The 13,768-nt window shown below is 36.8% G+C and carries 13 protein-coding genes, 2 pseudogenes and 1 other annotated feature (1 of these 16 cut by a window edge); of the genes and pseudogenes, 2 read left to right on the forward strand and 13 right to left on the reverse strand.

Translation table 11 applies throughout. From position 1 onward, the window contains the following. Positions 1-8: 8 nt before the first annotated feature. Positions 9-791, reverse strand: a complete 783-nt coding sequence (locus OR571_RS14045; protein WP_282243612.1) for a phosphatidylserine decarboxylase — start codon at positions 789-791, stop codon at positions 9-11. 148 nt (positions 792-939) lie between these two features. Between OR571_RS14045 and pssA the strand changes: the two genes are divergently transcribed. Both pssA and sigK read left to right on the forward strand, forming a co-directional pair. Continuing rightward, entirely contained in the window at positions 940-1,419 is a 480-nt protein-coding gene (pssA, locus tag OR571_RS14050; RefSeq protein ID WP_282243615.1) for a CDP-diacylglycerol--serine O-phosphatidyltransferase, read from the forward strand. Positions 1,420-1,659: 240 nt separating this feature from the next. Then, positions 1,660-2,387 (forward strand): annotated as a pseudogene (sigK, locus tag OR571_RS14055) (RNA polymerase sporulation sigma factor SigK). A 197-nt stretch (positions 2,388-2,584) separates the two neighbouring features. Here sigK and mtnN read toward each other — a convergent pair. The 12 genes and pseudogenes from mtnN to alaS form a co-directional block, all read right to left on the reverse strand. Further along, positions 2,585-3,277, reverse strand: coding sequence for a 5'-methylthioadenosine/S-adenosylhomocysteine nucleosidase (gene mtnN / locus OR571_RS14060; RefSeq protein ID WP_282243617.1), 693 nt, complete (start codon positions 3,275-3,277; stop codon positions 2,585-2,587). Positions 3,278-3,336: 59 nt separating this feature from the next. Then, the gene (locus OR571_RS14065; protein ID WP_282243619.1) at positions 3,337-4,017 is read right to left on the reverse strand and encodes a YrrS family protein; all 681 of its coding nucleotides are present in this window, start codon (positions 4,015-4,017) and stop codon (positions 3,337-3,339) included. A gap of 379 nt (positions 4,018-4,396) precedes the next feature. Next, entirely contained in the window at positions 4,397-4,870 is a 474-nt protein-coding gene (gene greA / locus OR571_RS14070; RefSeq protein WP_142538254.1) for a transcription elongation factor GreA, read from the reverse strand. A 113-nt stretch (positions 4,871-4,983) separates the two neighbouring features. Then, on the reverse strand, positions 4,984-5,622 hold the full coding sequence (udk, locus tag OR571_RS14075; RefSeq protein ID WP_282243623.1) for a uridine kinase: 639 nt from the start codon (positions 5,620-5,622) through the stop codon (positions 4,984-4,986). Next, positions 5,622-6,896 carry a peptidase U32 family protein gene (locus tag OR571_RS14080; RefSeq protein ID WP_282243625.1) on the reverse strand — a complete coding sequence of 425 codons (1,275 nt, stop codon included), beginning with the start codon at positions 6,894-6,896 and terminating at the stop codon, positions 5,622-5,624. Before OR571_RS14080 ends, udk begins: the two co-directional genes overlap by 1 nt. A 16-nt stretch (positions 6,897-6,912) precedes the next feature. Then, positions 6,913-7,841: pseudogene (locus OR571_RS14085) on the reverse strand (peptidase U32 family protein). A gap of 4 nt (positions 7,842-7,845) precedes the next feature. Next, complete coding sequence (locus OR571_RS14090; RefSeq protein WP_282243627.1) at positions 7,846-8,481, reverse strand: O-methyltransferase; 636 nt, start codon at positions 8,479-8,481, stop codon at positions 7,846-7,848. Positions 8,482-8,726: 245 nt separating this feature from the next. Next, positions 8,727-9,845, reverse strand: a complete 1,119-nt coding sequence (gene mltG, locus OR571_RS14095) for an endolytic transglycosylase MltG (protein WP_282243629.1) — start codon at positions 9,843-9,845, stop codon at positions 8,727-8,729. A 94-nt stretch (positions 9,846-9,939) separates the two neighbouring features. Beyond that, positions 9,940-10,227, reverse strand: coding sequence for a DUF1292 domain-containing protein (locus OR571_RS14100; RefSeq protein WP_142538248.1), 288 nt, complete (start codon positions 10,225-10,227; stop codon positions 9,940-9,942). A 10-nt stretch (positions 10,228-10,237) separates the two neighbouring features. Then, on the reverse strand, positions 10,238-10,657 hold the full coding sequence (ruvX, locus tag OR571_RS14105) for a Holliday junction resolvase RuvX (protein ID WP_142538247.1): 420 nt from the start codon (positions 10,655-10,657) through the stop codon (positions 10,238-10,240). Between the two features lie 2 nt (positions 10,658-10,659). Continuing rightward, positions 10,660-10,926, reverse strand: a complete 267-nt coding sequence (locus tag OR571_RS14110) for an IreB family regulatory phosphoprotein (RefSeq protein ID WP_093266172.1) — start codon at positions 10,924-10,926, stop codon at positions 10,660-10,662. 98 nt (positions 10,927-11,024) lie between these two features. Further along, complete coding sequence (gene alaS / locus OR571_RS14115; RefSeq protein ID WP_282243632.1) at positions 11,025-13,658, reverse strand: alanine--tRNA ligase; 2,634 nt, start codon at positions 13,656-13,658, stop codon at positions 11,025-11,027. Between the two features lie 45 nt (positions 13,659-13,703). Beyond that, positions 13,704-13,768: a binding site (T-box leader), on the reverse strand; it runs 151 nt beyond the window's last position.

The following is a 13,768-nucleotide window of genomic DNA, read 5'->3' on the forward strand; positions in this document are numbered from 1 at the left end:
TTTTACGATTATAGCATATTTGCCACAATCTCACCCATTCTTACAAACTTTCCAGCTTTCAAAGTAGCAGAAAACTCCATACTATCCTCTTCAAACAATAAAACAACAGTTGATCCAAAAGAGAAATAACCAACTTCCTCGCCTTTTTTCCATTTGGAAGAAGTATTTGTTAGTTCAATCGAGTTGACGAACATGGCCCCCACTTTAATATGAAAACAATACTTATTGTTTGGCATATATAATTGTGTAAGCAAACGGTAATTTCCACTGATTGCTTCTTTTCCATATTGTAAACCCCATTTATTAACTGGATAAGATTTTTTCCCGAGCATATATTGACGAATTACTTCACCGTCGACCGGTGCATGGATACGATGATACTCAGCTGGACTCAAATATAAAATGATGTACATTCCATTTACAAACTGCTCTGCAATCTTTGACGACCCTAGTAAGTTTTCTAAGGTATACGGTTTGTCTTTCACAAAAAAAATACCATCTTTCGTAATAGGACCGAATGTTTCTACTGTTGCATCAACAGGACTTATTATACTGTTTGTCCCAGCATGTATTTGTCTGCTCTTTGTTGACACTTCACGAATAAAGAACTCATGCAAAGTAGAAAAATCATTTATAGGTCGAGTAACATCTTGTAAAGTTATATTAAAATATTTAATATATGAGGGTATGATCGTTTTACTTAGCTTGGATCGAGCAAAGGATTGAATAATAGTAGAAGACCATTTACCATTCGTTAACTCAATCATCGATTGATATAATTTTTCTCTCATCTCTATCTCCCTATAAACAATTGCTTACATTTTTTACTTATTCAAAGTATAATAAACAAAATAGTTGGTTTGTAAAGGAGTGATTTACAATGTATTTACAAAGTATTATGTCCAATACCCGAAAAAATTGAAATCACATGCAGCAAATATGATTACTATTGCAAATCTTGCATTTGGTGGCGCAGCCATTATGGCAACGATGAATGATGCTCCTGCATACAGTGTGTTATTTATATTTATAGCAGGTTTATTAGACCGTTTCGATGGAATGGTTGCAAGAAAGTTTCATCTTGAATCGGAACTTGGAAAACAACTCGACTCGATGAGTGATATAATATCTTTTGGTGTAGCACCTGCATTATTATTATATTCCCTAGTTTTACAAGAATTTAGTACAGCAGGTATGGCAATAACAATCATTTATATTGCTTGTGGCGCATTTAGACTTGCCCGATTCAATATATCGGAATCAAATGGATTTTTTACAGGGCTCCCTATTACAGTTGCAGGGGTTATATTAACGCTATCTTATTTTGCTATTGATACTATACCTTCTGTTTCTTACATGTTTTTATTTATCATTCTTGCTTTTTTAATGATCAGTACTTTTACGCTGAAAAAAGTATAAAGTGAAACTTCAATCAGCGGGGATTTTTCGACGCACAGGACGTCGCGCTTTTAGTCCCCGTCATCTCCCATTTATCTTTGTCGCTTTTCTTAAATCTTGAAGTAGAGGTCTTACTGCCCGTTAATGCGGGTTAAATACTTTTCCAAGGAATTTGAACGATTGCACTTGCAGTCGTTTTTTTCATATTCCTATGTTTTTCGACATATAGTAATAGTGTATAACTTGATGGAGGTGAATAGTATCTCTGGTCTTTTGACTGCATTTATAAGTGTTGTCTCAGATCTCCCTCTTGTTCTCGGTTACTTAAAGGGTCAGGCGTTTCATCAACCATTTTCGCCAGAAGAAGAAAAAGTAATGATCGATCGTTTTTTGGAAGGTGACTTGTCCGCAAGAGACGAACTAATCGAACGAAATATGCGGCTTGTGGCACATGTCGTCAAAAAATTCCATCCAAAACACGAGCTCTTAGACGATTATATCTCCATTGGTACAATTGGATTGATGAAAGCAGTAAATAGCTATACACCTACTAAAAAACAAAACTAGCAACTTATGCAGCAAGATGTATAGAAAATGAAATTCTTATGTATTTACGTTCATTGAAAAAAGTACAAAAAGACGTTTCACTGCACGAACCAATCGGAATGGATAAAGACGGCCATTCTTTAGAGATAACAGATTTGCTTCAGAATATGGATAAAAGTACCGATGAGCAACTTGTTGATGAAGAAGATACAAACAGATTGTATACACATTTATCTCATTTAGAAAAACGAGAGCTAGATATTGTGATTAGACGATATGGCTTACTTGGGCATGAGCCAATGACCCAAAAAGAAATATCGAAGCAATTGAAAATATCTCGAAGCTACGTTTCACGAATTGAAAAACGTGCACTCGTCAAACTGTACCAGTCTTATATTCATGAAAAAAACTCTTTTGATGTATCAAACACCAAAAGAGCTTAGAAGAACTTAATCCTCACTTGTCTCTGCTATCATAATAAATGCTAAAACAGCCGTAATTAAAATAGACATTCCCATTAAAAAGATCATTCCATTACCCCCTCTAAGAAAATGAAAGCGTTTGTTCCTTTATCATAGCATAGAACGGAAAAATTATTAATATAAAAGTAACTATTCTAGTTTGTCTAATTCATGACAAATTATAACTTCTCTACTACACGCAATACGATTTCAGTCGAATGCTTAGCTGCAACGGGTAAAAATTCATCAAAACTAATAGAAGATTCTTTTCCTGCAATATCTGATAAAGAGCGGATGACAACGAAAGGAACTTCGAATTGATGACAAACTTGTGCTACAGCTGCTGCTTCCATTTCACACGCTTTCATCTGCGGGAAATGACGACGAACCTCTTCTACTTTTTCAGGATTATGCATGAAAATATCACCAGTTGCGATTAACCCAGTAGCCGCTTCATGCTCTCCAATTTCTTTTACTGCAGCTTCTGCTAGTTTCATCAAATGCTCGTCCGATTTAAATGCAGCTGGAAGTTGTGGCACTTGTCCTATCTCATAACCAAAAGCTGTCACATCTACATCATGATGTCGTACTTCATCTGAGATAACAATTGCTCCTACTGAAAGGGTTGGATCATAGCCGCCAGCTGAACCTGTATTAATAACGTAGTCTGGTTTATACTCGTTCAGAAGAATTGCCGTTGTCATTGCGGCATTTACTTTACCTATTCCGCTTTTCAAAAGAATTACTTCATGATTTTTGTATGTACCGATTGTAAACTCGCTATTTGCAATTAATTTTGTTTCTGCATTTTCTATTTCATTTCGTAATAATTCTACCTCTTGCTCCATTGCACCGATAACTGCAATTTTCATCTTTTTTGCTCCTCTCTAAAAAGCACTTCTTTTAAAATAAGACAAAGACGCCCTTGAAGTCAAGAGGCGTCTTCTAATGTTGACAACTTTTCTCTTTTTGTTGGTTTCCATCCTTGGCCATCTACCCATTCTAAATGGATTCGATAAATTTCTTTTCCATCCTTCGAAGTAACGGTTCCAATCGATTTTTGAGGACTTCCACCATTACCTAAAAACTTCACGTACATATTTGAGGAATCTAATCCTGCCGCATATGCAAGTGCTTCTACCTTCTCTGCCCAGTCAACCGATGAACTATCATAGCTAGAGACATGTTCACCAGTTTGTTTTGTGCCAATTGGTTCCCATGAAGGGTCCACTGTTTCATTGTCACTGATTGGACTACTGCTAGGACGTTCAGTAGTACTAGAATCGTTAGTATTCTGGGATTGATCTACTGTTGTATCATCTTCTTCAGCCGATGAAGATTCGTTTGACTCATTTTGCGAAACCGATTCGTTCGCAGAAGTATCATCTTCCTCTTGATTAGTTGGGTTTTCTTCTGAAGTGTCATCCACCGTTTCTTCATTATCGGAAACAGTTTGTTCTACGTTTGCTTCCTCTGAACTATCGTCCGTTACAATATTTACAACAACTACGATAATTAAAAGTAGTACTATACCAATTAATATATTTAGTATTTTATTTGTTTTTTTCTTTCTATTTAGCCTTGAGTTCATACGACGATTATTTTCTTGCATCTAATTCCTCCTCCATAGATTAGAGAATACAATATTATAAGACGTTAATAAAGTATATTTTGTTTCATTTTCCATGAACAAAATTACAGGTACCTTATAGATTAATACCTATTCCTAACGTTTGAGGAAGGCTTTAGACATATTTCTAACTATCAGAAAGTGACATTGGTAACACAACGACTGCCTGACTTGTCCAGTGAAAAATTAATTTCAATAGCTCCATTTGGCAACCACTTACTATTACTCTATTTTTCTTTCTTATGTACCTATGAATTTAATTGATTTACGTTACAGACGTAAAATCCGTTATGTAGAAGATTAAATACTTTCCTTTTCTTTAAAAAAAAGAGGTAAACATTGTCGTTTACCTCTTTCTTCGTTACGAAATCGATTTTATTTCTACGTCCATTTCTCCGCCTGGAGTGACTATTTTCACTTTTTCACCAATTGTTTTACCAAGTAAACCTTTAGCGATAGGTGAATCATTTGAAATTAGACCTTCCAGCGGATCAGCTTCTGCTGAACCAACGATTGTATAAGTTTCTTCATCACCGTCAGGAATTTCGATAAATGTTACCGTTTTCCCTAGTGATACAGTATCATTATTGCCTTCTTCTTCAATAATAACTGCATTTCGAATCATTGACTCAAGAGTAGAAATTCTACCTTCTACGAATGCTTGGTCTTCTTTTGCAGAATCATATTCCGAGTTTTCGGATAAGTCACCGAAGCTTCTTGCAATCTTAATACGTTCTACTACCTCTTTACGTTTAACCGTTTTTAATAACTCTAATTCTTCTTCTAATTTTTGTTTCCCAGCAACGGTCATTGGATATTGTTTCTCTGTTGACACTTCCCATACACTCCTTTAAATACACACTTAAAACATGTTCATGTACCATTCATATGCCGAACTTTAAAATGATATGAATTTCATGAAATTATTGTCAATCACCAATCATCATATTATACAATAACGTCAGTTTCAAGAATTGTTTTTATTTTTGTAACCATTAAATCTATTGCCACTTCATTTTGTCCGCCTTCAGGAATAATGATATCTGCATATTTTTTAGTTGGCTCTATAAATTGGTTATGCATTGGACGAACGACCGTGAGATATTGTTCCACTACCGATTCAACTGTACGACCTCTTTCGTGGATATCGCGCAAAATACGGCGAATAATACGTAAATCTGAATCCGTATCGACAAATAATTTGATGTTCATTAAATTACGAAGACGCTCATCTTCTAACACTAATATTCCTTCTAGGATGATTACATCTTTTGGCTCTATTGTAATTGTTTCAGTAGAACGAGTATGCTGCGCATAATCATACACCGGTTTTTCGATTGCTTTATTGTTTAACAAGTCATGAATATGTTCAATAAGCAAATCATTATCAAACGCAAGTGGATGATCATAGTTTGTGTTTAAACGTTCTTCAAATTTTAAATGGCTTTGGTCTTTATAATAATAATCTTGTTCGATCACGACAACGGAATGGTCTTTGAATACATCACTTATTGCATTTGTTACACTCGTTTTCCCAGAACCAGAACCGCCAGTGATTCCTATGATAAGAGGAGTTCGACTTGACATTATTTTAGCCCCTTTCTCATCATGTTATTTGGGTACAATTTAACAGGACATTTAAACTGTACTATTTCTAAAGGATGTCTTGCTGCATCTAACACTTGTCCTTTTTTATTCGTTATTTCATCTATCTTTATTCGAACGTTTTCAATTTCGGGTCCAAAAAACTCAACTTCATCACCCGGCTTAAAATAATTTCGCTGTTGAAGCGTTACTATTTGCGTTTCCTCGTCATAGTCTAACACGAGTCCTACAAAATCGTAACCGAGCTTTTTATCGTGCACACCGTACATTTGCTGTCCAAAACTAGGTTCACCTTCAAAAAACGCTGTATCCGTTTCACGGTTTGCACATTTCTCAAGCTCTGTTAGCCATGCTTGTTTCATCACAAAGTTTTCTGGATCCGCACAATATGCATCGATTACTTTTCGATAAACACTGACAACTGTCGCAATATAGTGGATGGATTTCATACGCCCTTCGACTTTTAATGAGTCTATCCCCATCTCAATCATTCTTGGAATGGATTCGAGCAGCTTTAAATCTTTTGGACTCATCGCAAATGGAATATCTTTTTCTTTAAATAACGGGAGTTCTTCCCCATTGTTTTGTTCATATAGATCATAATCCCAACGACATGATTGACAGCAGCCACCGCGGTTAGAATCGCGGGCCGTCATATGATTAGAAAGCGTACATCTACCGCTATAGGCAATGCACATAGCCCCATGTACAAAAGTTTCAATTTCAATATCCACTTTTTCTTTCATTAGTTGAATTTCATCGCCAGTCGTTTCACGGGCGAGCACTACCCGATGAAGACCTTCTTCTTTCCAATATTGAACAGACTTCCAGTTGGATAATGATTGTTGTGTACTTAAATGCAACTCTAGCTTAGGAGCAAAAGTACGACAAGTTTCAATAATTAATGGATCCGCTACTATGATTCCGGTTACACCGGCATCTTCTACAGCTTGCAAATAGTTTTTTAACCCGGCCATATTTTCATTATGTGCAAATATATTAGTCGTTACGTATATTTTTGCCCCATATCGGTTTGCAAATTCGACACCTTCCCGCATTTCCTCAATCGAGAAATTTCCTGCGTTTGAACGTAATCCAAATTCTTGACCACCGATAAATACAGCATCAGCCCCATAATGAACAGCAATTTTCAGTTTTTCCAAGCTTCCTGCAGGTGCTAGTAACTCTGGTTTTTTAGTGATAACGCGTTTGCCGTCTACTAGCTCACTTATATCGTCTAATTTAGTAACCGTCACTTATAACCTTCCTTTCTTAATAGACCGTCTCTTTAAAGAAGAAACCAGTGTCTAATGGTCTGAGTGGAGGTTGTATTTCGTTAATTTGGTTGAACAATTCTTTTTTAATCTTTTTATAGTTAGCGGCAGAATCATAGTACGCATCTATTGCTTGACGGTAATAGCCAGTAATGGCTGTTAAATAAGATGGATCATGTAAAATCCCATCTATTTTCAAGCTATCTACTTCCGCATCTAAAAGTTCGTCCAGCTCATCTATCATACATATATCATTTGGGCTGAATATATGGGTACCATTTTGGTCTTCGTAAATCGGATACTTATTCGCTCTTTCTTTATCATGTAAAACATGTTTTTATTGTTAGAACGATTTTCTATTTCCATCGCTGTATCTTGGAACAAAAAGTAATTGCCTAGTAACGAACGTTTCGATTGGAACATACACGTCATTCCGTGAATTTGTACTTCTATTTGTACATCAGCATTTTCTTTTATCTCTACTATTTCTTCTAAGCTCAGCTCACGCGCTAAAACAGCGCGGTTTGCCCCACGCTTGCCCCAATAATTAGCCGTAAAATAGTTTGTTGCCGTTTGCTCGGTGCTCCAGTGCAACGGAATAGTAACTCCTGCTTCACGTCTTGCAATAATAACAGCAGGATCTCCAAATGTTATACCATCCACACCGATTTCCTGTAGTTTTCGCATATAAGGCGCAAGGGCATCCACTTTATCATTATGAAATAACCCGTTTACCGCCACATATAATTTCTTATTATGTTCTTTTGTGCGTTTTCTTGCAACTTTAATGTCCTCTATTGTAAATTCTCCAGCTAAGCGCAAACCATAAAACTGCTCGCCAATTAAAAATGCATCTGCCCCAACGGTGATCAACTCAGCCAAATGTTCCAAACTAGCGGGAGTTACTAATAGCTCTGTCTTCTTCATCTTATCACCTCTTAATACTTACTAACATTCCATCTCCGACTGGGAAGAATGCCGTATCATAATCTGGATGATTCATCAGCCACTCCATAAATTGATGCTGGTTTCGTACCATTGTTCTTTTTCTTCTTGGGACTTCGCTCATTGGTAATTCGGACAAGCCGTTTAACAATAAATTATCACAATAAATAACGCCACCATCATTTAGCAATGGAGCGTACTTCTCAAAAAAGTTTTTATATTGTCCTTTTGCAGCGTCGATGAAAATTGCATCGAATGTTCGGTCAGCCAACTGCTCTTGTGAAATTTCTAAAGCATCCCCAATGATAACTTGTATACGATTTTGCAAATTTGCACGCTCTATATAGCTTTTTGCATGTTCTGCTTTTTGCTCATCTCGTTCTACTGTTACAATTGTTACATCTGTTAGCTTCGTTGCCATTCGCATAGACGAATAGCCAATTGCAGTCCCTAGCTCTAAAATCGATGTCGGTTTTTGCAAGGAAAGAAGTTGTAGTAAGGATTCCATCCCGACTAACTGCATTATTGGCACATGGTTTTCTTTTGCATATTGCTCCATCTCCACAAAAATAGCGGAGCGAGGTTTTATCAAGTCTTTTAAAAATTCATCACTTACGTTCATTACTAGCTAACCCCTTTTAAATTAGATAAGATAGCGTATACTTTTTTATCTAGTAACTGTCTAGCTCCAGCGCCTTACCTGTTAAGTGACAGCAGTATGCAGGTCATACATCCGTGGTTACACGATATCGCGAACTTGGACTATATCCCTATCATAGGCGCATCCGCATTACTTATGTCAAAAACATCTCTTATAATAGCATAGCAGGAGAAGGAATGCGACATCATTCCTTCTCCTGCGGCATATTATTTTAAATATTCGTCTATTTTTTGAAGGTGTTGTTCATACGTTTCGGAAAAGTGATTTTGTCCTTCCTTGTCAGCAAGGAAATAAAAATAATCAGTATCTGTTGGATTTAAAGCTGCTTCAATAGATGATTTTCCTGCATTCGCTATTGGACCTGGTGGCAAGCCTACATTCTGATATGTATTATACGGGTTATCCACTTCCAAATCTTCAAATAATACACGATCTTTATGACTACCTAATGCATATAAAACGGTCGGATCCGTTTGCAATGGCATATCTATTTCCAGTCGATTATAAAAGACGCTTGCAATTGTTTCTCTATCCGTTTGTGCAGTAGCTTCTTCTTCTAGCAGTGAAGCAAATGTCAATAACCAGTGCACTGTTTTTTCCTCTGCTTGCAAGAGATCATAATAGGCTGATACTGTTTTTTCTGTATTCGCAATCATTGTATCGGCTATTACTTCCAATGATGGATCCTCTTCGAAAAAAGGATAAGTTGCAGGATATAAATATCCTTCTAATGCATATCGAACATTTTCTCCTTTAATCTCAGCAGAGAGGAGATTTGGATACTTGGCCATCATTCTATCGACAAATTCATCGCTGGTTACAAGCTTAAAAAATTCGTCAGCAGATTTTCCGGTTTTCTTTTCGACTACTTGTCCTATCTGTTCTAGTGTAAGACCTTCTGGAATTGTCAAAGTAAACAACGGTTCCCTATATACTTTACCATTTTTCAAACTTTTGATAATTTCATCTAAAGTCATCGCTTTTGTTAAGTTATACTTTCCGGCTTGAAAATTAGATTCATTATTGAACTTGGCATAGTATTTAAATATTTTTGCATTTTTAATAATCCCATTCGATTCTAGTGTTGCGGCAATAGTATCTAAACCAGAACCAATTGGTATGTCGACCTCCACTTGCTCTTCCGAAGCTGGATCCATTGGCTCTAATGCACTTTTCACATAACTATAAGCAATAAATCCACCGATTCCACCTACAATAAGAAGAAAAAGTACAATGGCCAACACTATTCTTCTGACAAGTTTCACTTCTTTTTTCTTTTTTTTCATCCGATCAAACATTATCTCTTTTTTTGATTCGTTTCCCACGGGTTTCCCCCCTTATTCCAATTCATTATACTAGATAATGACCAAAAAGAAAAAGGAGGAACGAGGAGAGCCTCTTTCCTTCCTTTTTGGATGATTAATCTTCGTCTTCTTCAGCTAAAAATGTATTTAACATCTCTTCGATCATATCCCATTCAGCATCCGTTTCTACTGGAAGTAAATCTCCATCTTCGCCTGCTTCGTTCGGAGTGAATGAAGATGCGTGAATTTCGATTTCTTCTTCTTCATCTTCTTCAGCACCTACTGGATAATAAAGTACATACGATTTTCCGAATTCTTCTGATTCAAATGTGAATAATACATTGCAAAGCTGCTCATTACCATTTTCATCTACTACTGTAATATTTTCTTGACCATGATCCATTGCAGTCACCTCATCTGTTTTTTCTGTCAAGATAGCCTTGTAAAATCATTACAGCGGCCATCTTGTCAATTACTTGTTTCCGTTTTTTACGGCTAACATCTGCATCTATTAACATACGTTCTGCAGCCATCGTTGTCAATCTTTCATCCCACATTGTAACTGGAAAATGGTATTTATCGGTTAGTAGCTTCGCATAACGTTCAGATGCTTCCGCCCGGGGACCAATAGTGTTATTCATGTTTTTGGGGAAACCAACAACAAATTCTTTCACCTCGTGTTGCTTTACCAACTCATCAATACGGTCCAAACCAAAATTTAGTTCATCTTCGTTAATTTTGATGGTTTCAATACCTTGTGCCGTCCAACCCATTGCGTCACTTATTGCAACGCCAACTGTTCTGGAACCGACGTCTAAACCCATAATTCGCATTTTTAAGCCTCATTATTTCTTTTAATATAAAATTTTACTAATTCCTCTAAAATCTCGTCACGTTCTAGTTTTCGAATCATATTACGTGCATCTTGATGGCGAGGAATATAAGCTGGATCACCAGATAGTAGATAGCCTACAATTTGATTGATAGAATTATACCCTTTTTCTTCTAGTGCAGAGTGCACTTGTAGCATCACATGTTTGACTTCCTGTTCCATCGATTCTTCAGGAAAATTAAATTTCATCGTTTTATCAAATGAACTCATGATCAGCACCTCGCTTTCGATTTTAGTAGGCAACTTTACTTATCTAATATTTTCAGTATAACCGAAATTGGAAATAGTATCAAATATACCTAATTTCTTTAGATAGATTTCATATATTCGTAAACAGAATTTAAAGCTGACTCTAGTTTACTACCGTCTTTTGCACCAGCCATTGCGAAGTCAGGTCGACCGCCGCCTTTACCACCACATTGTTCTGCTACTAGTTTGACGATATTTCCAGCATGATAGTTCCCACCTACTAAATCTTTCGTCACTCCAGCAGAAATCATTACTTTTTCCCCAGCGATTGCTCCAAGGACGATAACCGCTTTATCAAGTTTTTGTTTTAAATCATCCATCATTTGACGTAGCTGATTGTTGTCTTTTGCCTCTACTTTTACGGATAACACGGTAACATCGTTTATCGTTTGAGCAGAAGATAATACAGAAGCCGCTTGGCTATTAGCAATTTTTGCAGAAAGTGATTCATTTTCTTTTTGTGTATTTTTAAGTTCTTGTAATGTTTGTGCTACTTTTGAAACAAAATCTTTTGGTTGAGCTTTCAATAAGCTTGCTGCTTCTTCAAGTACATGTTCTTCTTCTTTAACAAACTCGTAAGCACCTTTACCAGTAACAGCTTCAATACGTCGTGTACCTGCTCCTATCCCACTTTCTGATAGGATTTTGAAGAATCCGATTTCAGAAGTGTTTTGTACGTGAACTCCTCCGCACAGCTCTAGAGAAAATGATCCCATTTGTACAACTCGAACTATATCACCGTATTTTTCACCGAATAATGCCATAGCGCCCATTTTCTTCGCATCATCGATATTGTGATATCCAGTAACTACCGGGATATTATCCCACACTTTTTCGTTTACTATACGTTCAATTTTCTCAAGCTCTTCTTTTGTTACTTGTCCAAAATGAGAAAAGTCAAAACGTAAACGATCAGGACCAACATAAGAACCCGCTTGGTTTACATGAGTTCCTAAAACATCTTTTAGCGCTTGATGCAATAAATGTGTTGCAGAGTGATTTTTAATCGTATGACCACGTAAGGAAGTATCTACACTTGCCATTACAGTTGTATCTGTATTTATCTCACCCGATTCAATTACTACCGTATGCAGGTTTTGTCCATTCGGAGCTTTTTGTACATCTTTTACAAATCCTCTAAAAGACTCATTTTCTATTGTTCCATGGTCCGCAATTTGTCCACCGCTTTCAGCATAGAATGGAGTTTGCGTTAAGATAACCTGTACTTCATCACCTTCACTAGCCGACTTCACTAATGCTTGTCCAAGAATAATCGATGAAACCTTAGTTGATACCGTTAACGACTCATAACCGACAAATTCGCTTTCATCATGAAGATTGCTATATACTTCTGATTGAACTTGCATAGAATCGACATTTTGACGAGCAGCACGAGCACGTGATCTTTGCGCTTCCATTTCTGTTTGGAATCCTTCGTGGTCTACTGTCATATTTGCTTCTTCTGCGTATTCTTCCGTCAATTCAATTGGGAAGCCGTACGTATCATATAGAGTAAAAGTAGTTGTCCCAGGGATAAATGACTCCCCTTTTGCACGCTGCTCTTCAATTACTTTTTCTAAAATTGTTAAACCGTCATGAAGTGTTTCATGGAATCGTTCTTCCTCTGTCTTCATTACACGCATGATAAAATCTTTTTTCGCAGACACTTCCGGATAAAAGCTTTGCATTATTTCTCCGACAACTGGTACAAGCTCATATAAAAATGGTTTCTCGATACCAAGTTGTTTTGCAAAACGTACCGCGCGGCGAAGTAATCTTCTAAGCACATAACCTCTACCTTCATTGGATGGAAGTGCACCATCTCCAATTGCAAAAGCAACTGTACGAACGTGGTCTGCAATTACTTTAAACGCTACATCATCTTCAGCGTTTGAGCGATATGTTTTTCCAGAAATGCTTTCTGTTTGGCGAATAATTGGGATAAACAAATCAGTATCAAAGTTTGTAGGAACGTCTTGTACAACACTTGCCATACGTTCCAGACCCATACCAGTATCAATGTTTTGTTTTGGCAGTGGAGTGTATGTATGATCTGGATTGTGGTTGAATTCAGAAAATACCAAGTTCCAAATTTCTAAATAACGTTCATTTTCTCCGCCTGGATATAACTCCGGATCATTTTCGTCATTATCGTAGCTTTCTCCACGATCATAGAAAATTTCAGAGTTCGGACCACTTGGACCTTCTCCGATATCCCAGAAGTTACCTTCAAGTCGAATAATTCGTTCTTCCGGAATACCAATTTCATTTTTCCAAATATTATATGCCTCTTCATCTTCAGGATGAACCGTGATCGATAATTTTTCTGGTTCAAAAGCAATCCATTTTTCATCCGTTAAGAATTCCCATGCCCATTCAATTGCTTCTCTTTTAAAATATTCACCGATGGAGAAGTTACCGAGCATTTCGAAGAATGTATGATGTCTTGCCGTTTTCCCAACATTTTCAATGTCATTTGTACGAATCGATTTTTGTGCATTCGTAATACGTGGATTTTCTGGTACAACACGACCATCAAAATATTTTTTTAATGTTGCAACTCCACTATTAATCCAAAGTAAAGACGGATCGTTAATCGGTACTAGTGGGGCAGATGGCTCTTGCGTATGTCCTTTTTCGATAAAAAAGTCTAAATACATTTGTCTGATTTGAGCGCCTGTTAATTGTTTCATCTTAATTCCTCCTAAATTTTTGAAATAAAAAAAGCCCTCATCCCAAAAAGGGACGAAAGCTATTATTTCGCGGTACCACCCTAGTTACATATTAGCTTGTAGCCAAAAAT

It is taken from the genome of Psychrobacillus sp. NEAU-3TGS, from assembly GCF_029955155.1.
Taxonomy (GTDB): domain Bacteria; phylum Bacillota; class Bacilli; order Bacillales_A; family Planococcaceae; genus Psychrobacillus.